Genomic DNA, 21,403 nt, shown 5'->3' on the forward strand with positions numbered 1-21,403 from the left:
AATTCATTGTTTTTACAGGTGAACAATCGAGATGAGCGATCCGCGCCCCGACGTTTTCTGGACCCATTTGTACTGGCTCACGGTGCTGGAAGAGCAGAAGAGCTATACCCGCGCGGCGGAAAAGCTGGCGGTCAGTAAATCGGCAGTCAGCCAGAAAATAAGCGAGCTGGAGCGGGTCACCGGCAAGACGCTGGTCCACCGGACCACCCGCAGTGTGACGCTCAGCGAAGACGGGCTCAGGCTGGTGGCTGAGCTGAACGCGCCCTTCGGCCAGCTGCGCGATATCTTTAACGGCACCCGTGATGAGGCGGGGCCGCTGCGCGGTACGCTGCGGGTGACGGCCCCGGTTGCCTTTTCGCGCCAGCAGCTGGTCCCGGCGATGACGCCGTTTCTGCATCAGCATCCGCAGCTTGAGCTGCAGCTGGAGGTCACCGACCGGCTGGTATCCCTTGCCAGCGAAGGATTTGACCTCGCGATCCGTCACTGCCGACGCGAGGCGCTGCCGGATACCCACGTCGCGTGGACGCTGTGTCAAACCACCACGCTGATTGTTGCCTCCCCGGCGTATATCCGCCGCTTTGGCGCCCCGGAGTCCCCCGATGCGCTACGCCATCACCAGTGTCTGACCTACCCGCGCGGTTCGCAAATCCCGCAGTGGACGTTTGAATCTGACGACGATCGCGCCGAGCGCGTCAGCGTCCCGGTGCGCGGCCCCTTTGCCACTAATAACAGCGAATCGCTTCGCGATGCGGTGCTGTCGGGGCTTGGGATTGCGCTATTGCCCGATTTTAGCGCCCGGGAGGCGATAGCGCGCGCAGAGGTACAGGCGCTGCTGCCCGGCTGGCGGCCGGTGGACGTGTTTGCCGGGAGTCTGTACGTCATCCGCCCCTACGCGCCGCGCGTATCGCGGGCGGTAGAGACCTTCAGCCGCTATCTGAAAAGTACCTTCAGTTAAGATTTTGCAGCTCGATCGCCAGCGCCTGGCGGAAGCGGGAAAGCAGATCTTTTTCACCGGCCAGGTGCTGGGCGAGGGTGATGGTTTTATCCGCGTGGTAAATCCGCCCGCTGCCCAGCTGTGACTCAAAATCATTGGCCGCCCGATGCGCGGCGATCGGATCGGCATCGATCAGGATCACCGCATGCGCGAGCACCACATGACCGCGGCCCTCCGCCATCGGCCGCCAGTACTGCGCGGTCCCGGCAATTTTACGCGCCTGCTCCCCCTGACCGCAGGCGAGGTTATAGCGTCCGTCGCAAAACGAGCCGCTTACCGCCTGGAAGTGGGCATCGACGCCAAAGGTCGCCAGCGCGCGCTGCAGCAGACCGCAGAGCATCAGATAGATAGGTTCAGCGGCCTCGCCCAGCGGCTGATAGACCGGCCAGGCAAGGCTGAGATTGACAATCCCCGGCCCCTGCGGCACGAGGCCGCCGCCGGAGCGGCGCAGCCAAACCGGCCAGCCGCGCGCGGCAAAACGTTCGCTAACGGCGGAGAGCTGGCTAAATTTTCGGTAGCTGCCGGGAACGACGAATCCCTGCGGGGCCTGCCATAGCTGGGCCAGCGCTTCGCCGCCGCGGGCCCGCTCGAACAGCGGCAGCTCGGCAAGCGTCGGGTCAGCGTGGTACTGCAGCGGCAGCTGTTGATGAATGAAGCGCTGCGGCCAGCAGGCCGCTCTGTTGTGCTGGTTCATGGGGTCTCCTTAGGGACGACGGTCTCCCGCCGTCCCTGGCGCTATCAGGCGTGCTGAGGTTTTTTCATCAACATGGCCGTGATGGCCGAGAGCAGGCAGCCGGCGGTCAGATAGATGGCGACGCTGTGCCAGGAGCCTGCGGAGAAGGTGACCAGCGCGGCGGCGATGAAGGGGGTAAAGCCGCCTCCGACGACGCTGGCGACCTGGTAACCCACGCCGGCGCCGCTGTAGCGGTAGCTGGCGCCGAACATTTCGGTGAACATCGGCTGCTGCACGCAAACCACCATATCGTGGGCGATATTGGCCAGCATCAGCGCGAAGAACAGGATCCAGAAATAGGACTGGCTTTCGAGGGCCATAAAGAACGGGAAGCCGCTCAGGGTGCCGATCAGCGCGCCGGTAATATAGATGCGCCGACGGCCAAAGCGGTCCGCCAGCCAGGCGAAGCACGGAATGGTCAGGCAGCTGATCCCGCCGACGAGCAGGCCGATGTTGAGGAACAGCTCCCGCGGCAGGCCGAGGTTTTGCGTGGAGTAGTTGAGGGCGAAGGCGGTCACGATATACATCGTCAGCAGTTCGCACAGGCGCAGGGCGATAATCAGCAAAAAGGCGCCGGGATGGCGGAATAACGCTTCGACGACCGGCAGGCGCTTTTTCGCCGCGGCGGGCATATTTTTCTGCTGCTGATGCTCAAACTCAGCCGATTCGCTCATGCCGTTGCGGATCCACAGCGCCGCCAGCACCAGCACCACGCTGAAGAGGAAGGGGAGACGCCAGCCCCAGCTCAAAAACTGTTCGTCGCTGGTATTGGCGCTGATGAGCGACACCAGGCCGGTTGCGAGCAGCAGGCCGACGCCATAGCCAATCTGGACGCCGCTGCTGTAGAAGGCTTTTTTATGCTTTGGCGCGCTTTCTACGGCCAGCAGCGCCGCGCCGCCCCATTCGCCGCCCACGGCAAAGCCCTGGATTGCGCGCAGAAGCACCAGCAGCACCGGCGCCCACCAGCCGATTTGATTGAACGAGGGCAGCAGGCCAATGCAGGCGGTGGCGATCCCCATCATCCAGACGGTCATCATCAGCATCCGCTTGCGCCCGAGGCGGTCGCCAAAATGGCCGAAAATAATGCCGCCCAGCGGGCGGAAAAGAAAACCGACGCCAAAAGTGGCAAAGGCCGCCAGCGTGCCCATTGCCGGGCCTATCTGCGGGAAAAACTCCTTGTTAAACACCAGGGCGGCGGTGATGCCGTAAAGTAAAAAGTCGTACCAGTCGACTACGGCACCGGCGAAGCTGCCCCACGCCGCTCTTCGCGCGCGATGAAGTGAGTGGGCTTCCCCGGCGGGGCGGGGGGATGTAAGCGTTGAGTCCATACCTGTCCTGTCAATCTGTGCTGTTGCTACGTTATCGTTATTGGAATGAGACGCACTCTTAACGGCGTCATCAAAGAGACTACCGCGCCGCCGGGCGAGAGAAAAGATTTTTACCCATCGTCATGCATTAACGGCAAAAAATGTGCATTCTACGGCCTGCCATCAGCGGGCGATCGGAAGGTTCTGAAATTATGGATTCTTTTTTAATTGAACAGCTCACAACCTTCCGATGACATCTTTTAAGAATTGCTGTAAATGGTTTACAATTAACAAATCTCCAATCCTGGAAAGGGTGAGTTAAATGCGTTTATTTTTCGCAGTTTTATTTTGTTTCATAGTTTTACCAAATGCATTTGCAGAAAAACTGCCCGCGCCTGAGGGCAAGCCCGTTTTAACCATTTCCGGCCTTATTGGAAATACAAATGAAGGCGATACCGCGGTGTTTGACCGCGCGGCATTAGAGAAGCTGGGCATGCAGACCGTCGAAACCACCACCCCGTGGTACTCCGGGAAAATCCGTTTTGACGGCGTTTCCCTTAGCAAGCTCATGGACTTAGTCGCGGCAAAGGGTAAGTCGGCGCGGGTTATCGCCCTCAATGACTATACGACGGTCGTGCCGATTGATGATTTCCATAAATTCCCCGTTATTTTGGCTTTAAAAATGAACGGTGAATATATGCGCGTCCGCGACAAGGGCCCGCTGTTTATTGTTTATCCTTACGACAGCAGTCCTGATTTACAAAATCAAATCTATTATTCCCGCTCGGCGTGGCAGGTTTCGAAAATTATTATCGAGTAATAGCCTGTCCCGCCAGGCGTAATTGTTGCAAAGGGTTTGGACACCGGTAGGGCTCAGGAATCAAGGCGTACGCCGGGGTTTAGGGCTCGGCCCAGGAGCAAACTGATAAATAAAACAGCCTAATGGGATAGGCTCTAAGGGTTTGATCTTGAATCGAATACTCACTGCCATTATTTTGTCGCTTTTCGTTATCACCGGATACATTACCTATCTGGTGCATGAGCGACAGAGCGAGCTGCAAAAGTTGACCCGCTACACCGATTCGTGGTCAATCGCGCAGATAGTCTCTGAGTATATGCGGCTGGAAGCGCATCTGGGCTCCTATGCCCTGGGCGTTGAAGGGGTCGATCGGGATGATGTCCGGCTGCGTCTGGAGATCATGATGGGTCAGATCAAACCGTTAGAGCAGGGGGAGCCGAGCGAGTTTATTCGTAAGGATGCGGGGCGCCGGGCGACGATTGAGAGCCTGATCGCGATTCTGTATCAGCTTGATAAGCAGCTGGATACCATCACCCCGCAGCAGGCAAAGCCGATTTTGCAGCGCATGGGCGCGCTCGATGGCCCGATGACCGGGCTGGCGTCAATGTCGCTGGCGCAGGATATTAATATTGTTAACCTGACCCACGATAAAATACAGAATCTCTATTTTATTTATTCGATCATTTCCATTCTGCTGATCACCATGTGTATTTCTTTAGGGCTGTTAATGCTGCGGCAAAATAACAACCTGCGCCGCGCTCACGTCCGCATGAAGCTGCTGGCGAACGATCTGCAGGCGTCAAAAGAGAAGCTCCAGGTGCAGAACCGGCGTTTGCAATACGACGCGTATCATGACTCCTTGACCGGGATGCCGAACCGCCTCTCCTTCTGGCAAAAGCTGCAGGAGATCGTCAATCAGGTTCGGCCCTACAACGGCTCGGCGGTGGTGATGCTGTTCGATCTGGACAATTTTAAGGACGTTAACGATACGCTGGGCCACGATTCCGGGGATAAGCTGCTGCAGGATCTTGCCAGCCGGCTCTCCTTTTTCCGCAGAACCTCTGAAACCCTGTACCGCCTCGGGGGAGATGAGTTTGCGCTGGTCTCCTGTGATTTAAGCGAAGAGCAGGCTCTGGCACGGGCGACGGTGATCCGCGAAAAGATTAGCCAGCCGTATCAGGTCTATGATTCGCTGATCAATATCGATGCCTGTATCGGGATTGTTATCTCTGACCGGGAAACCCGTACCGATTATTTATATAAATGCGCCGATCTTGCGCTTTATGAGGCGAAAAAAGAGGGTTCGGGCACCGTCCAGATCTTCCGCCCAGGAATGCTCCAGCGTCTGCAGGAAAATAAATCCTTTGAGGACGACCTGCTGCAGGCGCTCGATAACGGTGAATTCCGCGTTTACTACCAGCCGATTGCCGATACGATGAGCGGCGAGATTTATGGCTATGAGGCGCTGGTGCGCTGGTTCCATCCGGTGCGCGGCATGGTGCCGCCGACAATATTTATTCCCGTCGCCGAAAAGATTGGCATGATTAATCCGCTCGGGGAGTGGGTGCTTAAAACTGCCTGTGAGGAAGCGGCGAGCTGGTCATCGCCGCTGAAAGTGTCGGTTAACGTATCCCCCGTTCAGCTGATCAACAGCTCGTTGACCGATACCGTTATCTCGGTGCTGAAGCACACGGGGCTGGATCCGCACCGCCTTGACCTGGAAATTACGGAATCAGATGTGTTTAATGAAAACACGCGCTCTTTAGAAATCCTCAGCCAGCTGCGCGAGCTGGGGATCCAGATTTCTATTGATGATTTCGGTACCGGATATTCCTCATTATCACGACTCAGTTATTTCCCGTTTGATAAGATTAAAATCGATCGCTCGTTTGTGATTAATATTCCCGCGCAGAAAGATGACCTGGATATTGTCCGGCTGATTATCAGCATGGGTAAAAGCTTGCATATGCGCATCGTAGCGGAAGGCGTCGAAACGGATGAGCAGTTAAAATCTCTCCAGCAATTAGGCTGCGACCTGGTGCAGGGCTACCTGATTGGTAAACCGGGGCCGCTGAATACCGTCAGTAATAAATAGCTCAGGATGCATTCTTTACTGCGGGTCGGTTAATACCGATCCGCCTGACCTTATATTCAATAAAGATAATCCTTGTTGGGTATAAATAGGGGTAGGGTGAAATTTCTTAAAAAATAATACCCTCAGTGATTAAAAGGGGTATATCATATGCAATATATTTCCCCGTTCCCGACCGTGCTCAATGGTGCGGAAAGAGAGGCCGAATCATGCAGCGTATCGTTATTCCTACCCACTACGTGCATACCCGCACAACTCCGCTATGGACCAAAGAAACGGCACCGGCGTCAATCTGGCAGCGACATCTTGATGCCGGCACGCGGCAGGGCGTTTACCCTCGTCTGGCGGTCATGCAGGGTGCTATACGCTATTATGGTTATACGGATGAAACCGCCCCTGAGCCTGTCGAAACGATGACGATAGAGGCCGGACAGTTCGGCGTCTTTCCGGCGGAAAAATGGCACCGTATTGAAGCGTTGACGGAAGATACCGTTTTTAACGTGGATTTCTATGTCGATCCTAAAATTCTGATAGAGGGATAAAGCTGAACTTATGAACAGTGAAAATAAAGGCTATTCATTGGCGGTTGCTAACGGCAACAATGATGAAAAACAAGCAAAAGTCTATCTGAAACCGATGGCGCTTTATGTTCCCGATATTGCGGTGCAGGCAGTAGCAGAGCTTATTGGTTCACTGTCGGTGGATAACGAACAGGGCAAAGGCTTTATTCTGTCGGTGACCAATAATAATAACGGCATATCGGTAGATAAAGAATTTTCTACCCTCGTCGAATTACAGGATCCGCTCATTGCCGCCGATGCGGTGAAGGATCTGGTTAATATCGTCCGCGGCTATGAATCGGACGAAGAGACCAACGTCTGCGGCTGGTAGCCTCGGCCCCGATAAATCAGGCAGACCTCCCCGGCGTCTGCCATTCCCCATGCCACCTCTAGCCCTCGCTGTTTTCCAGCGCCAGCTGACGCTGCACCGCAAGCAGGGTTCGCCGACGGATCCAGCCGCTTGCCGGGCGGATAACTCCCCAGTAGCAGGCGAAGCGCCGTTTTACCTGCGGGGTAGGGCAGTGCACGAAGGTCTCGGTGACCAGCCGGTGCTCGCCGTCGGCCGTGACGACCCGAAAGTACAGGATAAGCTTCGCGGCATCAGCCTCGTTAAAGCGGGCGAACGCTTCGGCGTCGGCGAGGCGATGAACCGCCATCGTGGGCCGCCAGAACTGGCCGGTAAGTCCGAGAACCAGCTCCCGGTTGGTTTGATGCAGCGGGGTGAATGTGGCAAAGCCAAAATCATTGACGTCAACGGTGTGGGGGGAGGGATGCTGCGTAAAGCGTTGATAGCATCTGCCGGGTAATTTACGCAGTTTTAGCAGCGCGCTAATAATCGGGTCCGCCGTCATGTCCAGGTTCTGTACCGCCTGAATTATCGTGCCGGGCTCAGCCGCAATAGGCGCGGATTGATGATGCTCATAAAAGCTAAAGTTGGCTAACCAGCGCGGAGGATCGGGCCATTGCAGGTATGTCCGCGAAGTGACGTAGCCCAAAAAAATCATGATAACCTCCGTTTAGTGCATGAGCGGCAACGACAGCCAGCAGACCATATCGTCAGCGACATGGTTTAGCATAATACGCCAGCGCATGCGACTGCCAGCAATGAGGAGGAGCTTAAAGACAGGCGTTATGACGGGATGGAATCAGCTCCGGTCATGACCGTACAGGGCTGAATTATCCCAGGAAACGGGGACGAGGTCGTCACTCAGGAGTCGATTGATACAGGAGATCAACGCAGTAGATACGAAAAGCAGATACAAAAAAGCCCTGACCGTTGCAGCCAGGGCTTTTAAGGAACTACTGATTTAAGATTTAACATTCATGGACTTAATATGGATACTACTTATGATACTGCTTTAAATGTACACGTTTATCACAGATAATATTGGGTGCTGGTACTAACTAAAACCTCCCTCTATTTTCTCGTTACTTTACCCCACCATTTTCATTACCTTCAAAAATGGCACTTTAAACAAGTACATCCCCTCGCGACATATACTCTTTGATGCGTGGCCTGACTTCCGTTGCGATCGCTTCACTTAACTAACGTACCTAACTCAATCGCAAGAAATAACTTTAAAAAACATAGCCTTACATCGTCGCGCTGCTTCCCCCAGATTTGCGATTAACTACCCTAACTACGTGGCCTTAAAACATTACCGATGTAAAAAAACGCTTCTTAACATCCGTAATCCCATACAACAAAATACGTGACCTTTATCGCAAATTACTTTTGTTACCTTACTAACACTTTCAACTTATAACAGCGAACTACCACTTCACCGCTGTTAAATCCTAATTTAACCATTTTAAAAGTAGTGTCAATACTGTTTTTAAAGACATGCTTTTATTTACAGTAAATATATTCTGCGACCGTTAGGCTGTATCTCAATGTTCCCTTATTTATGGCTCGGGAAAGCATACCGATGACCTATTTTCTGAGCGCTTCATCAACGGCGGAAAACCTTTTCTGCGAGGAAGGAGTGCCGTAGGCTTGCAGGCCATCCGCACGCGAAGTCTTCCCGACATAGCCCAAATCGCGGCGCGCGGCGGAGTCGTCGAGGTTAAACTCTCGCCCGATCATGCGCATCATCGAGCGGGAAATCGGCGGATCGTCTTTTTTTCGCGTAATGGTCCAGACGGCATCCATCACCCGGCCCGCGGCCGAGGCGAGCCAGTAGGGCATCGAGCGCAGCTCCTCAATAGAGAGCCCCTGAGCGCCTGCAATAGACGCGATGAATTCGCGGAACGTCCACTTTTCCCGATCTGTGATGAAGAAGGCGCGACCGCCAGCGCTGCGCTCAAGCGCGCATTCAATCGCTTCCACCACATTGTCAACGTGGCAGGTCGAAAAGGCATAGTTACCGCGATCGATGAAGGCGAACTGCCCGGACTTTATCGCGGCGGGAAGCTGGCGGCTGAAGGGATCGCCCGGCCCCCAGATCGCCGGCGGGCGCAGGGCGATTGTAGTAAAGTCGGGCCTGTTGGCTGCCAGTACCAGCGATTCGGCCCGCGCTTTGCTGGCCAGATAGGCTGAAAAATGGTGCGGGTAGGTGAGGGCGCTTTCATTGGCGTTGCGGATCGGCGTGCCGGCTTCGTCCTGTATGACGCCCGCAGCGCTGATGTAGATAAACGTCCGCGCTGCGGAATTCCCGGCGGCTTTCAGCAGCGCGGCGGTGCCATCGACATTGGTGCGGAAGAAGGGGTCGCGCGAACCTGAAAAGCGGAACATGGCGGCAGCATGCACCACCGCGTCGGTCGCCGGCAAAATCAGGGGAGCATTGCTTTCCAGATCGGCGTCAAACGGCGTTGCGCCCATTGCCCGCAGCCTGGCGTGAGAGGCGGCGGCGCGGGTGAGGGCGAAGATCTGGTGACCCGCGCCCGCAAGTTTTGGGATCAGGCGGCTGCCAAGCAGTCCGGTCCCGCCCGTGACAAGAATTCTCATGACGATCCTCCTTTCTATTCAGGGTTCAAAATAGACTGCATGGCGCTGTCGCGGATTTGCTCAAGGACGGCAGGCGTGGGCGGGGCGACCTTGCGCAGCTGGGCCGTGACGTAAAGAAAGGATGCGGCGTGCGCCGATGCCCACATGAGATCGGCGGCCACTTCGACGGAACGGCGAAGTGGCCGCCTGGCCGCAATAGCCTCAATGCGCTCGATCAGGTGCGCGAAGGCCTGCGTAGCGGCCGGGATTTCCGCGCCATCAAGAACGCGGCTCATCATCGCGGCATAGAGTCGGGGACGAGCCGCCGCGAAGCGCACGTAATCGTCCCAGCCGTCGCGTAGCGCTATCACCGGGTCGGTGGGGTGAACCGCAGACTTTTTGCTTTCGAGGAACTGCGAAAAGGCTTCGGCTATGGCGGCGCTCAATAGCCCATCGGCACTGCCATAGTGATGGTAGAGCGTGGGGGCGGTGACGTTCGCGAGCGCGCAGACGCTACGTGTCGAAAAATGCGCCTCGCCTTCTGTTTCGAGCACTTTGAGTGCGGCATCAAGCAGGATATCTCGTGTTTTCATGGTGGGAGTATAGCAGTGCTATAGTGAGTGTCTATAGCGCTGCTATAGAAAGGGGCAGTTTACGGAGTTCTGTCACCTTAGACGGCGTCAGGCTACAGGCTGTTTTTGCTGATGCAGCCAAAACGGCGGCGATAATCCGTGGGTGTGAGAGCGACAACCCGCCGAAATCGTGCGCGGAAGGCCACCGCAGAACCGAATCCGGCAAGAAATGCGATTTGGTCTATTGGCAGCTGGCTCTGCTCAAGTAATTCGCGTGCTCGTTCAATACGAGCGGCAAGAAGCCACTGTAAAGGGGTTGTGCCGATCTGCTCCTGAAATCGACGCGCAAAGGTTCGCGGGCTCATATTGGCGCGAGCCGCAAGGCTATCGACCGTATGCGCAGCATGCAAATTGTCGCGTATCCATTCGACTAAGGGATTCAAACTCGTTGGCGAGCCGGGGATTTTCTGGCGAATAAATTGCGCCTGGCCACCGTCCCGGTGCAATGGGGCGACCATCAGACGAGCCGTGTTTGCGGCAACCGTCTGGCCATAATCTTGTTGCACGAGGTGCAGGCACATATCCGTTCCCGCGGACGCGCCAGCAGACGTTACGATGCTCGCTTCATCGACGAACAGAACGTTAGGCTCGACGTTTATTTCCGGGTAAAGCCGGGCGAGGTCGTCGGCCAGGCGCCAATGAGTGACGGCGCGCTTTCCGTTAAGAAGGCCGCTGGCGGCAAGGATAAAGGCCCCGGAGCAAATTGATGCCAGCCTGGCCCCGCGCGCATGGGCCCGCCGAAGCGCGATGCTGACCGTCGTTGAAACCATCCCGAGAGGGTCTTCACTCCCCGGAATAACAATAGTGTGCGCTAGCGCAAGACGGTCAAGGCCGTAGCGTACGTGCATATCAAGTCCGGCGACCCGAATTGTCGACTCAGGGCCGCATACCTCCACCTCGTAAGCTCTGCTTCCATCGGCCAGACGAGCGAGGGTGAAAGCCTGCCAGGCGATGCCAAAATCCAGCGGTACCACATCATTAATAGCCAGAACCGCAACCTTACGCATGTCATTGAGCTCCGCTGGAGAATTTGAAAATACCATCCTGTTGGCAGAAACCGGTCTGTTTTTGTCGTCCTTGCGACTCACGCAGCCCTGCAGGCGGAATTATTATTGAGTCGAATTTAACGCAAAGGGGAACATAATGTCTGACGAATTGGGTAACGGTGTTGAAGGTCGAGAACTACAGATTGGCATGGTGATTTTCCCGGGGTTTACTCTGCAGGATTTAGCAGGGCCGCAGACGGCCTTTGGCCTTCATGCCAAAACACACATAATCTGGAAAACCATGGATCCTGTGCCAACGGACATGGGCGTCACCGTGAATCCTACCATCACGATTAATGAGGTTCCAGACAACCTCGACGTGCTGTTTGTTGCGGGCGGCGCAGGCACTCCCGAGATTATGAAGGATCGGCAGTTCCTGGATTTCATCTCCCGCGCGGGAGCAACGGCTACCTATATCACCGCCGCATGCACCGGCTCCGTGCTGCTTGCCATGGCCGGGCTGCTGGAAGGCTATCGCGCCGCCACCTATTGGCCATTTTACGAGCCGCTGATCGCCCTGGGCATTGAGCCCAGCTACGAACGCGTCTGCGTCGACGGGAACCGCATCACCGGCGGCGGCGTCACGGCAGGTATCGATTTTGCGCTCCGGGTTATCGCCGAAATCAAAGGGCAGGAGGCGGCAGAGTTCACGCAGCTGGTGCTCGAATATGACCCGCAGCCGACAATGAATTCAGGGAATCCACGTACCGCACGGCCAGAAATCGTTGCGCAGATAAAGGGGCTGTGGGGGCGAACGGATGAAGCCGTCAGGGTTGCCAGGGAGCATATGAAACGCCTGGCGCAGACGTCCCAATCGTAGCGCCCTGCAGCCCCCGAAGAACCGCCCGCAACCGCTCTACAACGGCCACCTGAAACTGGCCGCTATAGAGCGTTTTCCTGAACCCGCTGCCAATTCGTTTGCCGGCCATCCGGCCCCTAAGCGGGCGATGAAAACATAGGCATTCATGCTGGCGGCGCTTATGTCTTCATTCCGGCAGCAGTCAGCATCGCTCTGAGTATTAATGAAACTACGCCCAGCGCCAAAACGCTCAATGACCAAATCACTATCAGCCAAAATAATCGCTTCAGGAAAGATGTCCCTTTCGGGGAAATACGCATATTAAGCATCAGTGATATCCTTCATCCGCTTTCGTCTTGCCGCGGAAAACGTAATAACTCCAAAAGGTATAAACCAGGATGACGGGTATAATGAAAAGGCTGCCAGTCAGCATAAATACCTGACTGCTTCGCGGGGCCGCGGCATCCCATATGGAGACCGATGGCGGGATGATATTTGGCCAGATGCTAATTCCCAGGCCTGAGAATCCCAAAAATATCAGCCCGAGCGTCAGCAGGAAAGGGAGGTAATGGGCATCGCTTTTGACACTGCGGATTATTCCCCACGCAAAAATTAACACCAATACGGGAACGGGCATAAACCAAAACAGATTGGGCAGCGTAAACCACCGCTGCGCAATATTTTCGTGAGCCAGCGGGGTCCAGATGCTGATCAAAAATATAACCCCAAGCAGCGCGTACAGGATGGGGCGTGCCACCGCCTGCATCCTCTGATGGATCCGGTGCTCGGTTTTCATGATAAGCCATGTGCAGCCCAGCAGGGCGTAGGCAATAATCAATCCGGCGCCACAAAACAGTGGAAAAGGCGATAGCCAGCCCATCGATGAGCCGGTAAAAGTACGGTTCAAAACCGGTAGTCCGCCCAGTAGCGTACCGACGGTAATCCCTTGACAGAACGTCGCCAGAATTGAGCCCGCGATAAACGCGCTATCCCAGAACGGGCGGTGGGCTTCAGTGGCTTTGAAGCGAAATTCAAAGGCGACGCCGCGGAATATTAATCCGATGAGCATTATCGTTAAGGGTATAGATAGCGCATCGGCAATAACGGCATATGCCAGCGGAAAGGCGCCAAATAATGCCGCGCCGCCTAAAACGAGCCAGGTTTCATTACCATCCCATATCGGCGCAACGGTATTTACCATCACATCGCGTTCGGCTCTGTCTTTAATAAAGAGAAAGATAATGCCAATACCCAGGTCAAATCCATCCATAACGATGTACATCAGCGTTGCGAAAATGATGATGGAAAACCAGATAATGGAAAAGTCGCTCATTTAATTACTGTCCTTTCTCGTCCGTAGAATAAGACGCGCGTGCCGATAGTTAGTTATCTGCAAATGCACGCGCCCTTTATCTTACCGGGGATAATAATAATAGAAATAGCCGCCTCGAGAATTACGGCTGGTCATTGTATCGGTCTGCCGCAGAAAGCGGGCGGGCCGGAGTTCTTTTTTGCCCAGGTCCACCGTCTACTACCGTTTTCCCGGAACCTCCCTTTGGCCCTTTTTTAATCAAGCGCATCATATAGTAATAGCCGGCACCGAAGACCGCACTGTAGACTGAGATAAATACCAACAAGCTAATGCTCATCTGCAGAGATCCATGTGCGGAAACTGCATTAATGGTTCTCTGAACGCCATATACAACCCACGGCTGGCGCCCAATCTCGGTAGTAAACCAACCGGCAAGAATCGCCAGTAATCCGGATGGTCCCATTAATAGAACGAACCAGAGAAAAGATCGTGAATGATATAAGCGTCCTCTGTAGCGCATCCATAAGCTCGTTATCCCCATGGTGACCATTAGCAATCCCAGGGCAACCATAACGCGAAATGACCAGAAAATAATGGATGAGTTAGGTCTGTCTCGCTTAGGAAAACTTTTCAACGCCGGGATTTGCTTATCAAGGGTATGGGTTAAAATCAGACTACCCAGGTAAGGAATAGATAACGTATATTTTGTCTTCTCTTGAGCCATATCGGGCAGACCAAACAGGATTAGAGGCGTAGGCTCAGCGCCCACGTTTTCCCAGTGCCCCTCGATTGCAGCTATTTTTGCCGGTTGATATTTAAGCGTATTCAGGCCATGCGCATCGCCGATCAAGGCCTGGACTGGCGAGGCCACCAGTACCATCCATAAAGCCATTGAAAACATCTTACGGATCGCCGGGCTATTGTTTCCGCGTAATAAATGCCAGGCGGCGGAGGCCCCAACAAATAGTGCGCTGGAGAGAAAGGCCGCCGTTGTCATATGCGCCAGGCGGTACGGGAAAGAGGGGTTAAAAATAACCTTAAGCCAGTCGATTGGCACCACGATATCATTCTGGATGATATAGCCTTGCGGGGTATGCATCCAGCTGTTGGAAGCCAGTATCCAGAACGTGGAGAATAGCGTGCCTAACGCGACCATACAGGTAGCGAAGAGATGAAGGGCAGGGCCAACCCGGTTCCAGCCAAACAGCATCACCCCAAGGAACCCCGCCTCAAGGAAAAATGCGGTGAGCACCTCATAGGTGAGCAAGGGGCCCGTGATGCTGCCCGCAAACTGAGAAAAGCCGCTCCAGTTAGTTCCAAACTGGTAAGCCATGACTAAGCCAGAAACGACTCCCATACCAAAATTGACGGCGAATATTTTCGACCAAAAATAGTAGAGGTCGCGATACGTTTCGTTGCGCGTCTTTAGCCATAATCCCTCCAGTACGGCGAGGAAACAGGCGATACCGATGGTTATCGCCGGGAAAATAATATGGAATGAAACCGTGAATGCAAATTGAATTCTGGCCAGGTGAAAAGCGTCTAGTCCAAACATAATGCCCTCATTATACCTACTTTTTAACCTGCCAAATTTATTCGGCAAAAAGTCTGTCTTAGCCCCGCGAGTGGGCTAATCTATTGCCGCTATTTTTGTGCTATTCCGCTGCCGCGTATTTTGGCGTGGCTCTTTGCGCTTAAGGCGCGTGGCGATTAAAATAGTACCGGTTTAAACTTAGCCAGGAAAATTATTACGGAAATCGCCAGGATAATAATCGATGCGCCGCGGCGAATCGTCAGCCTGGCGTTAATATGTTCACCGCTTGCCAGCATTCGTATCGATTTCGAGAGCGTGCCGTGCAGGGCCGACAGAAAAATAAGGATCGCCAGTTTCATTAAAATCCATGAGTGAAACAGGCCGGCTTTAGATATTAATATAATGCCGCATCCCCAAAGCACAAGCATAGCCGGAGTGATAACCTTTCGATTCCATTTTAAAATATGCCTGAACCACGATTTATCAACCGCGTTGCCGTGTTGATTCTCGGAATAAATATAAGTCGTGATTGCGAGCAGCAGCAGTCCGCTAACCCAGACCACGGCCGCAATCAAATGAATGGCGCCGAACCAGCGGTAATCCATATTTCCCTCTGTTGGTTGTTTAAAAAATATACCTGAGTATTTAACGGCGTTCGCCGTTTCGGTCAAATAGATGAATCGCCGGAATGACTCTCCGCCGTCGCCATTCTTCGAATACTTTGCGGGGGCATGCCCGTAACCCGAATAAACGCTCTTCTCATTCGCTCAGGATCGGCGTATCCCACCCGGCGGGCGATAACCTCAACGGGTTCGATGCCTTCCTCAAGATGCTGTTTTGCCACCTCCGTACGCAGCTTTTCTACGGCTTTTGCCGGGGTATATCCGGTTTCAGCTCTGAAAATTCGACTAAACTGACGCGGGCTCAGGCAGGCGATCGTCGCCAGCTTTTCAACCGACAGATCGTTCGCAATATTGCTGCGCATATAGCCCAGAATGCTGCGGATTCTGTCCGATTGCGGTGCCATATCGGCAAGCGCGGAAAACTGCGACTGTCCGCCCGGCCGCCGGTGGTAAACAACGAGCATCCGCGCCGTCGCGCGCGATATGGCGGCTCCCATATCCTCTTCAATCATGGCGAGGGTCATATCGATCCCGGCGCTGATACCCGCCGAGGTCCATATGTGGCCATCTTTGGTAAAAATATGGTTGCCGTTAACCTTAATCCGCGGGAAGAGCTGCTGCAGTTGGGAAGCGTATTTCCAGTGCGTTGTCGCCTGACGCCCGTCCAGCAGCCCGTCTGCGGCGAGGATGAATGCCCCGGTACACACGCTCGCAATACGTCTGATTTCACCGGTCAGTACGGACTTCAATTGCTGAGAAACATCAAATAGATCGGTTAGATCGGCTAAAACGTCGCCGCCTACGACAATCAGCGTGTCATATTTCCCGGGGCGCAGCCGTTTTGTCACAACCTCGAGGCCCGCAGAGCTGGCTATCGCTCCTCCGGTTAACGAGGCGACGTGCAGGTGGTAGGAGCCTGCGCCAGCCAGGTTGCCCGCCGTTTCAAAAGCGGCGAGCGGCCCGCTTAAATCCTGGATCTGAAATCCGGGAAAGACGACAAAAGCGATGTCACGTTCGATAACCGCACCCTTCAGTTTTTCTTTCATAGCAGTGTTCAACATAGTCGCATGGGTCAGGCAACCGCCTGAGCTCTTACCTTCGCCGTGTCCCTGCAGACCATCACCACAGCGCAGCCGGCAGTCATGGCGCGATTTTCCAGCCCGGCACCAGGGCATGAAAACGGCGCCGTCTGGATCCGCAAACGCGGCAGCCGCTTTAATTTTCTCATCCGCCTGACGATAGTGCATCAGCACCAGAATATCCGAAAGGACACATATCCCTCATTAACAGACATATAGTGATAATGGTTTGAAAAATATACTAATTATTTGATTAAACGGTGTCGGCTTTGTTATCGCAGCAATCTGGCTCCTCTAACCGGGTGCGCATTTTACTGTAACTAGCTAATAAATAAGCTAAAATATGGAGTTAATGAATTAATGCGTTTGTACGGTTTTGCGGGTTATGCTACCGTCAGCAGCAAAGGAGGGCGAAGTGACAAACGAGAACCGTAAAACCTGGCAACAGGATCCGCACCGCAAGGCGCATATCTTGCGGGCGACGCTGGATTCTATTGCCTTAAACGGCGTTGCCGGAACAACCTACAGGAAAATTGCTGAAATATCAGGCATTCCGCTGGGCTCGCTGACCTACCACTTCTCCAGTATGCAGGAACTGCTGCTGGAGGCGTTCAGCAGCCTGGCGCGTGAGGTTTCGGCACACTTCACCGCAGCCCTGAGCAGCGCCGGAAATCAGCAAGAGGCGCGTCACGCCATCGTGGAGATCATTTTTGGCGCCGTCACTTCCGGGGAAAAAACCAGCCAGCTGAGCTACGAGCTATATAGCTTTTCATGCCGCACGCCGGTGATGAAATCGGTGATGGCGGAGTGGATGCACAACAGCCGCCAGGCGCTGGAATTGCACTTCTCGCCGCTGGCAGCCGTGGCGCTTGATGCACTGATTGAAGGGGTGATGCTACATCGCTCGGTGATCCCGGTGACCCGCGAGGAGGTACACAAAATGGTCGCCCAATTGGCAATGTTATAAATCGAATGCGGCCGCGCCGCTGGCAAACTATTGGGCAGAAGACGCGAGGAAAACGTTATGAACAGCCATTTTTACTGGGTGAATGAACCGAAAGTCTGGCATCAGGAAGGAGAGGGGCTCGCCGTAACGACCGACGAGCACACCGATTTCTGGAGTAAAACCTGGTACGGGTTCGAACGGTTCTCGGGGCATTTTTACGGCCGCGACGTTGCCGGCGACTTCACCTTTCAGGTGAAGATAAAGGCCGACTTTAGCGCGCTGTACGATCAGGCCGGGATAATGCTGGTGGCCGATAAGGCGCACTGGCTAAAGGCGGGCATTGAATTTAATGACGGCAAGCCGGCTATCGGCAGCGTCCTGACGCTTGAGCACTCAGACTGGGCTACCGGCCTGTTTCCGGGGCGCGCCGACGTTTTCTGGATGCGGCTGACCCGCAGGGGAGATAGCCTGCGCCTGCAGTATTCTGCCGATGGTCAGTGCTGGCCGCTATTGCGCCTTGCTCATTTCCCTGCGGCGCAAAAATGCGCGGTGGGCGTCATGTGCTGCACGCCGGAGCGCGGCGGGCTGGTGGTCAAATTCGAGGACTTTCAGCTCACCGACGCGCTGGATAAAGCGCTCCACGATCTCTCCTGAGCGCTATTTTTACCTGCTGCCTCGCCGATAGCCGCTCAGGCGGTTAACCCGCCGTCAATGGTCAGGCTTGAGCCGGTCATATATCCTGACTCGCTGCCGGCGAGCCAGGAGACCAGCGAGGCGATTTCCTCAGGCTGGGCTATCCGCTGTAGCGGGCTTGATGCGGCCAGGCGCTCTACCATATCTGCGGTGATATCCGTTTCGGTGGGCCCCGGCTGAACATTATTCACCGTAATGCGGCGCGGGGCCAAATCCAGCGCCAGGCCTTTAACCAATCCTGCGACGGCGGCTTTTGTCATTGCGTATACCGCTGCGGCGCCGATAAAGCTGCGCACGGCGGTATTGCTGCCCATCGTGATCACCCGGCCTCCGTCGTTCATTTGCGCCGTCGCGGCCTGAACGGCGAGGAAAACCCCGCGAATATTGACGTCCAGCATTGCGTCGAGGTCGTCGAGACTGAAAGACGACAGCGGCGCAACGCGGATGATCCCCGCGTTAACCACCGCCGCGTCAAGAGGGCCGAAGCGCTCTACGGTCAGCGCTACGGCCCGCTGCAGCGCCTCAGCGCTGGCGCTGTCTGCGGCAATGGCGAAGGCCTGCCCGCCGGCGGCCGTAATCTCCTCGACAACCTGCCCGGCTTTATCCGGGCTGGATATATAGGTTAGCGCGACGGCAAAGCCATCCTGCGCCAGGCGTTTTGCCGCCGCCGCGCCAATGCCTCTCGAACCGCCGAACACCAGCGCGACTTTCTGGGAATGGGATTGATTTTTCATGCCGCCTCTTTATGGATTGATTAGTCAAAAATGGGGTGTAAAAAAATGAGCCGAAGCAGGAAAATTAACGAATGCTCAGGCGTTCAACGATAAAATGCGCCATTGCGCGCAGGCTGTCGGCCGGCAGACCGCCGCGGGCCGCAACCTGGATTCCGCTCATACTGGTGAGCACAAAAGCCGCGGCCTGGCCGGCGTCCATCGTCGGATCCAGCTCGCCGCGGGTTTGGCCTTCTTCTATCTTCAGGCTGAGCCGGGACAGCAGCCTGGCGCCCAGCACGTTCCGCTGCTCAACCAGCTCCTGGTCCGAGGTGCCGAATTCGCAGGCAGAACTGACGCCCATGCAGCCCATGGCTCGCTCGGCGTCATCGTCAACCGCCAGGGCCAGTAGCATATTCAGGATGCCCTCTTTTGGCGACGCGGGCGCATTCAGCCGTTTGATATGCGCTGCGGTAGACATTTGCTGGTAGTGGGACAGGGCGGCGCGGTACAGCTTTTGCTTATCGCCGAAGGTGTTATACAGGCTCTGGCGCCCAATCCCCATGGCGGTAAGCAGATCTTCCGTCGACGTCGCGGCGTAGCCTTTTTGCCAGAAGACGCGCATCGCTCGTTGCAAAACAACCTCGCTGTCGAACTCTCTGGGTCTGACCATTCTACGTCTGCCTTTTCATTATGGAACGAACAGTCAATTATATATGTCATATATAACGCGGGAGCAAGGGAAAGATGCCAGACCGAGAAACTTCGAGCGACGCGAGAGAATTATCCTTGTTGCAAAGGATCTCTGATTTGATTTAAATTGACTGACTGGTCACTCATTTAAAGGAGGGGTATATGGCAAGACCTTTGAGCGAGGAAAAACGTAAAGCACTGCTGAGTGCGGCTCTGGAAGTGATTTCCGCGCAGGGGCTTTCGGCGCCTACGGCCCTGATAGCCAGGCTTGCCGGGGTAGGGACCGGCACGCTGTTTGTTTATTTCCCAACCAAAGAGCACCTTTTTAATGCCCTTTATCTCAGCATAAAAGAAGACGTGAGGCAGGCCGTCAGCATCGCTTCTGCGGGCAGTGTAGAAAACGAACTCAGGGCGTTTTGGGGTTCTTATATCGATTGGGGAATGCAATTTCCCCAAAAATACCGGGTGGCGCGCTATTTGAACGCTTCGGACAAGCTGCGGGACGAAACCCGGGAGGCTTCATGGGCAATATTTTCTGATTTTAGCCATCTGGTGAATGAAGGCCTTGAGAAAAAGATCCTCCGCCCGCAGCCGGAAGAGTTTATTGGGCAACTCGTTGATGCTACGGCGAATATGGTTATCGAACATTGCCAGCTCCATGCCGGAGAGTTAGATGCATGGCGCATGTTGGGGTGGCAGGCTTTTTGGCACGCCGTGCGCGCGTGAGCGCGATAGCTAACCCGGCGTTCTCTTTTTCCCTTACCTGTGAGCAAGCGAATATATGTCTGACATTATCCTTCATCATTTTGACGCCTCTCCGTTTGCGGAGAAGATCCGCCTTATCTTCGGCCTGAAGCAGCTAGCCTGGAAATCTGTGATTGCAGAACTGATTATGCCGAAGCCTAAACTGACTGCTCTGACGGGAGGATACCGAAAAACGCCGGTGATGCAGATTGGCGCCGACGTTTACTGCGATTCCCGCCTTATCGCCCTTGAACTTGAGCGACGTTTTCCCACGCCGACCCTTTTCCCGGGCGCGGATCGGGGGTTGGCGCAGGCCCTTTCTGCCTGGAGCGACCGCGATGTGCATATTGCCAGCTCCGGCCTGGCGATTGGTTCGAATATCCATCAATTTCCGCAAGAGTTGATGCGGGACAGAAAGGCCTATTTTGGCGACTTTATGGATATTGAAAAGCTGGAGCAGGATCTTCCCCACTTAACCACTCAGCTGCGCGCCCATGCTGATTTGGTCGAACAGCAGCTTGCCGATGGCCGACGTTTTCTTTCCGGCAGCGAGCCCGGGCTGGTTGATTTTCATGCTTACGTCGAGATTAAAACGGTGCTTGAGCACGTCCCCGGCGTGAAAGCGCTGTTTGAGCCGTTCTGGCACCTGTCGGATTGGCTGTCGCGGGTGAAATTACTCGACCAGGGACAGCGTGCTGAGATCTCCTCAGAAGAGGCGCAGGCCATCGCACGGGCGGCTGCTCCTCAGCCGGACAGGCGGATCGATCGCGCCGATGCTCTCGGATTGTCCGCAGGCGATACCATAACGGTCACTGCGGATGACTACGGGCGTGAACCCGTTACGGGACGTTTGGTGACTCTGACTACGCATGAAGTCGCCATTGAGCGCGAGCATGTGGCGACAGGAGCGGTAGCGGTGCATTTTCCGCGCATAGGCTTTCGTATTGCAAAAAAGGGATGAGCACAAGGCCGGTAGCAAAGAAGGTTTTTCCAATCAAAACGCATATATAACACACGGCCTGGACAGGGTGGGATTGACTCAACCAGGGGGCGGTTGAGTCAATCACTACTATGGCTACGCTGGTGGAATAGTCATGGCGTTTACGCAGCGGCGGGTAATCTGCTGCGGGCGGGTGATCGCACCGCCACCACAACCTCATGAGCGCCTGGTCTCAGACAGT

23 protein-coding genes are annotated in these 21,403 nt (G+C 55.0%); 10 read left to right on the forward strand and 13 right to left on the reverse strand.

The genetic code is table 11. The annotated features are described in order from the left end of the window. Positions 1-31 precede the first annotated feature (31 nt). The gene (locus MMW58_RS10025; protein ID WP_133598881.1) at positions 32-955 is read left to right on the forward strand and encodes a LysR family transcriptional regulator; all 924 of its coding nucleotides are present in this window, start codon (positions 32-34) and stop codon (positions 953-955) included. On the opposite strand, the gene MMW58_RS10030 is transcribed toward MMW58_RS10025, so the two are convergent. Further along, positions 948-1,688: a lipoyl protein ligase domain-containing protein gene (locus tag MMW58_RS10030; RefSeq protein ID WP_159235587.1), complete on the reverse strand. Its 741-nt coding sequence runs from the start codon at positions 1,686-1,688 to the stop codon at positions 948-950. The genes MMW58_RS10025 and MMW58_RS10030 overlap by 8 nt on opposite strands. Positions 1,689-1,732: 44 nt before the next feature. Continuing rightward, on the reverse strand, positions 1,733-3,055 hold the full coding sequence (gene shiA, locus MMW58_RS10035; protein WP_241723234.1) for a shikimate transporter: 1,323 nt from the start codon (positions 3,053-3,055) through the stop codon (positions 1,733-1,735). 301 nt (positions 3,056-3,356) lie between these two features. Here shiA and MMW58_RS10040 point away from each other — a divergent pair, with 301 nt between their 5' ends. The 4 genes from MMW58_RS10040 to MMW58_RS10055 all read left to right on the forward strand — a co-directional run bounded on the left by MMW58_RS10040 (position 3,357) and on the right by MMW58_RS10055 (position 6,816). Continuing rightward, positions 3,357-3,854, forward strand: coding sequence for a putative pterin-binding protein (locus MMW58_RS10040; protein ID WP_045859463.1), 498 nt, complete (start codon positions 3,357-3,359; stop codon positions 3,852-3,854). Between the two features lie 148 nt (positions 3,855-4,002). Continuing rightward, positions 4,003-5,928 (forward strand): putative bifunctional diguanylate cyclase/phosphodiesterase, encoded by a 1,926-nt coding sequence (locus tag MMW58_RS10045; RefSeq protein WP_241723236.1) that lies wholly within the window; start codon positions 4,003-4,005, stop codon positions 5,926-5,928. Positions 5,929-6,134: 206 nt separating this feature from the next. After that, the gene (locus MMW58_RS10050) at positions 6,135-6,467 is read left to right on the forward strand and encodes a TehB family protein (RefSeq protein WP_041146340.1); all 333 of its coding nucleotides are present in this window, start codon (positions 6,135-6,137) and stop codon (positions 6,465-6,467) included. Positions 6,468-6,477: 10 nt separating this feature from the next. After that, the gene (locus MMW58_RS10055) at positions 6,478-6,816 is read left to right on the forward strand and encodes a DUF1869 domain-containing protein (RefSeq protein WP_241723238.1); all 339 of its coding nucleotides are present in this window, start codon (positions 6,478-6,480) and stop codon (positions 6,814-6,816) included. 58 nt (positions 6,817-6,874) lie between these two features. Here MMW58_RS10055 and MMW58_RS10060 read toward each other — a convergent pair whose 3' ends face one another. The 4 genes from MMW58_RS10060 to MMW58_RS10075 form a co-directional block, all read right to left on the reverse strand. Beyond that, complete coding sequence (locus tag MMW58_RS10060) at positions 6,875-7,489, reverse strand: hypothetical protein (protein WP_241723239.1); 615 nt, start codon at positions 7,487-7,489, stop codon at positions 6,875-6,877. A gap of 929 nt (positions 7,490-8,418) precedes the next feature. Next, entirely contained in the window at positions 8,419-9,432 is a 1,014-nt protein-coding gene (locus MMW58_RS10065; protein ID WP_159235604.1) for an NAD-dependent epimerase/dehydratase family protein, read from the reverse strand. A 14-nt stretch (positions 9,433-9,446) separates the two neighbouring features. Then, complete coding sequence (locus MMW58_RS10070) at positions 9,447-10,004, reverse strand: TetR/AcrR family transcriptional regulator (protein WP_133598836.1); 558 nt, start codon at positions 10,002-10,004, stop codon at positions 9,447-9,449. 92 nt (positions 10,005-10,096) lie between these two features. After that, positions 10,097-11,131, reverse strand: coding sequence for a GlxA family transcriptional regulator (locus MMW58_RS10075; RefSeq protein WP_200851413.1), 1,035 nt, complete (start codon positions 11,129-11,131; stop codon positions 10,097-10,099). Between the two features lie 55 nt (positions 11,132-11,186). Here MMW58_RS10075 and MMW58_RS10080 point away from each other — a divergent pair, with 55 nt between their 5' ends. After that, the gene (locus MMW58_RS10080; RefSeq protein ID WP_159235605.1) at positions 11,187-11,909 is read left to right on the forward strand and encodes a DJ-1/PfpI family protein; all 723 of its coding nucleotides are present in this window, start codon (positions 11,187-11,189) and stop codon (positions 11,907-11,909) included. A 158-nt stretch (positions 11,910-12,067) separates the two neighbouring features. Here the strand turns inward: MMW58_RS10080 and MMW58_RS10085 are convergent, their stop codons facing one another. The 5 genes from MMW58_RS10085 to MMW58_RS10105 all read right to left on the reverse strand — a co-directional run bounded on the left by MMW58_RS10085 (position 12,068) and on the right by MMW58_RS10105 (position 16,403). After that, positions 12,068-12,208 (reverse strand): DUF2474 domain-containing protein, encoded by a 141-nt coding sequence (locus MMW58_RS10085; protein WP_241723712.1) that lies wholly within the window; start codon positions 12,206-12,208, stop codon positions 12,068-12,070. Positions 12,209-12,216: 8 nt separating this feature from the next. Further along, positions 12,217-13,221, reverse strand: coding sequence for a cytochrome d ubiquinol oxidase subunit II (cydB, locus tag MMW58_RS10090; protein ID WP_159235606.1), 1,005 nt, complete (start codon positions 13,219-13,221; stop codon positions 12,217-12,219). A gap of 121 nt (positions 13,222-13,342) precedes the next feature. Further along, positions 13,343-14,755 carry a cytochrome ubiquinol oxidase subunit I gene (locus tag MMW58_RS10095; protein ID WP_241723241.1) on the reverse strand — a complete coding sequence of 471 codons (1,413 nt, stop codon included), beginning with the start codon at positions 14,753-14,755 and terminating at the stop codon, positions 13,343-13,345. Between the two features lie 155 nt (positions 14,756-14,910). Then, the gene (locus MMW58_RS10100) at positions 14,911-15,339 is read right to left on the reverse strand and encodes a CopD family protein (RefSeq protein ID WP_241723243.1); all 429 of its coding nucleotides are present in this window, start codon (positions 15,337-15,339) and stop codon (positions 14,911-14,913) included. A gap of 62 nt (positions 15,340-15,401) precedes the next feature. Then, entirely contained in the window at positions 15,402-16,403 is a 1,002-nt protein-coding gene (locus MMW58_RS10105) for a GlxA family transcriptional regulator (protein WP_241723245.1), read from the reverse strand. Positions 16,404-16,851: 448 nt separating this feature from the next. On the opposite strand from MMW58_RS10105, the gene MMW58_RS10110 reads away from it, so the two are divergent. Beyond that, positions 16,852-17,403, forward strand: coding sequence for a TetR/AcrR family transcriptional regulator (locus tag MMW58_RS10110; RefSeq protein WP_133598824.1), 552 nt, complete (start codon positions 16,852-16,854; stop codon positions 17,401-17,403). Positions 17,404-17,460: 57 nt separating this feature from the next. Further along, positions 17,461-18,036, forward strand: coding sequence for a DUF1349 domain-containing protein (locus MMW58_RS10115; protein WP_241723247.1), 576 nt, complete (start codon positions 17,461-17,463; stop codon positions 18,034-18,036). 35 nt (positions 18,037-18,071) lie between these two features. Here MMW58_RS10115 and MMW58_RS10120 read toward each other — a convergent pair whose 3' ends face one another. Continuing rightward, complete coding sequence (locus MMW58_RS10120; protein ID WP_241723250.1) at positions 18,072-18,809, reverse strand: 3-oxoacyl-ACP reductase family protein; 738 nt, start codon at positions 18,807-18,809, stop codon at positions 18,072-18,074. A 64-nt stretch (positions 18,810-18,873) separates the two neighbouring features. Continuing rightward, positions 18,874-19,458, reverse strand: coding sequence for a TetR/AcrR family transcriptional regulator (locus tag MMW58_RS10125; RefSeq protein ID WP_241723252.1), 585 nt, complete (start codon positions 19,456-19,458; stop codon positions 18,874-18,876). Positions 19,459-19,640: 182 nt separating this feature from the next. Here MMW58_RS10125 and MMW58_RS10130 point away from each other — a divergent pair, with 182 nt between their 5' ends. After that, entirely contained in the window at positions 19,641-20,204 is a 564-nt protein-coding gene (locus tag MMW58_RS10130; protein WP_241723254.1) for a TetR/AcrR family transcriptional regulator, read from the forward strand. Between the two features lie 55 nt (positions 20,205-20,259). Continuing rightward, the gene (locus MMW58_RS10135) at positions 20,260-21,183 is read left to right on the forward strand and encodes a glutathione S-transferase family protein (RefSeq protein WP_241723256.1); all 924 of its coding nucleotides are present in this window, start codon (positions 20,260-20,262) and stop codon (positions 21,181-21,183) included. Positions 21,184-21,403: the final 220 nt, after the last annotated feature.

This window comes from Klebsiella sp. HC6 (genome assembly GCF_022605325.1).
Lineage (GTDB): Bacteria > Pseudomonadota > Gammaproteobacteria > Enterobacterales > Enterobacteriaceae > Klebsiella > Klebsiella terrigena.

What these genes read in the sequence shown, in the direction of transcription:
- MMW58_RS10105 (WP_241723245.1), bottom strand. Translation starts at nt 16,403, where the DNA reads ATGAAAGAAAAACTGAAGGGTGCGGTTATCGAACGTGACATCGCTTTT.
- MMW58_RS10095 (WP_241723241.1), bottom strand. Translation starts at nt 14,755, where the DNA reads ATGTTTGGACTAGACGCTTTTCACCTGGCCAGAATTCAATTTGCATTC.
- MMW58_RS10050 (WP_041146340.1), top strand. Translation starts at nt 6,135, where the DNA reads ATGCAGCGTATCGTTATTCCTACCCACTACGTGCATACCCGCACAACT.
- MMW58_RS10130 (WP_241723254.1), top strand. Translation starts at nt 19,641, where the DNA reads ATGGCAAGACCTTTGAGCGAGGAAAAACGTAAAGCACTGCTGAGTGCG.
- MMW58_RS10125 (WP_241723252.1), bottom strand. Translation starts at nt 19,458, where the DNA reads ATGGTCAGACCCAGAGAGTTCGACAGCGAGGTTGTTTTGCAACGAGCG.
- MMW58_RS10085 (WP_241723712.1), bottom strand. Translation starts at nt 12,208, where the DNA reads ATGCGTATTTCCCCGAAAGGGACATCTTTCCTGAAGCGATTATTTTGG.
- MMW58_RS10115 (WP_241723247.1), top strand. Translation starts at nt 17,461, where the DNA reads ATGAACAGCCATTTTTACTGGGTGAATGAACCGAAAGTCTGGCATCAG.
- MMW58_RS10055 (WP_241723238.1), top strand. Translation starts at nt 6,478, where the DNA reads ATGAACAGTGAAAATAAAGGCTATTCATTGGCGGTTGCTAACGGCAAC.
- MMW58_RS10120 (WP_241723250.1), bottom strand. Translation starts at nt 18,809, where the DNA reads ATGAAAAATCAATCCCATTCCCAGAAAGTCGCGCTGGTGTTCGGCGGT.
- shiA (WP_241723234.1), bottom strand. Translation starts at nt 3,055, where the DNA reads ATGGACTCAACGCTTACATCCCCCCGCCCCGCCGGGGAAGCCCACTCA.
- MMW58_RS10080 (WP_159235605.1), top strand. Translation starts at nt 11,187, where the DNA reads ATGTCTGACGAATTGGGTAACGGTGTTGAAGGTCGAGAACTACAGATT.
- cydB (WP_159235606.1), bottom strand. Translation starts at nt 13,221, where the DNA reads ATGAGCGACTTTTCCATTATCTGGTTTTCCATCATCATTTTCGCAACG.
- MMW58_RS10065 (WP_159235604.1), bottom strand. Translation starts at nt 9,432, where the DNA reads ATGAGAATTCTTGTCACGGGCGGGACCGGACTGCTTGGCAGCCGCCTG.
- MMW58_RS10060 (WP_241723239.1), bottom strand. Translation starts at nt 7,489, where the DNA reads ATGATTTTTTTGGGCTACGTCACTTCGCGGACATACCTGCAATGGCCC.
- MMW58_RS10025 (WP_133598881.1), top strand. Translation starts at nt 32, where the DNA reads ATGAGCGATCCGCGCCCCGACGTTTTCTGGACCCATTTGTACTGGCTC.
- MMW58_RS10070 (WP_133598836.1), bottom strand. Translation starts at nt 10,004, where the DNA reads ATGAAAACACGAGATATCCTGCTTGATGCCGCACTCAAAGTGCTCGAA.
- MMW58_RS10135 (WP_241723256.1), top strand. Translation starts at nt 20,260, where the DNA reads ATGTCTGACATTATCCTTCATCATTTTGACGCCTCTCCGTTTGCGGAG.
- MMW58_RS10040 (WP_045859463.1), top strand. Translation starts at nt 3,357, where the DNA reads ATGCGTTTATTTTTCGCAGTTTTATTTTGTTTCATAGTTTTACCAAAT.
- MMW58_RS10100 (WP_241723243.1), bottom strand. Translation starts at nt 15,339, where the DNA reads ATGGATTACCGCTGGTTCGGCGCCATTCATTTGATTGCGGCCGTGGTC.
- MMW58_RS10030 (WP_159235587.1), bottom strand. Translation starts at nt 1,688, where the DNA reads ATGAACCAGCACAACAGAGCGGCCTGCTGGCCGCAGCGCTTCATTCAT.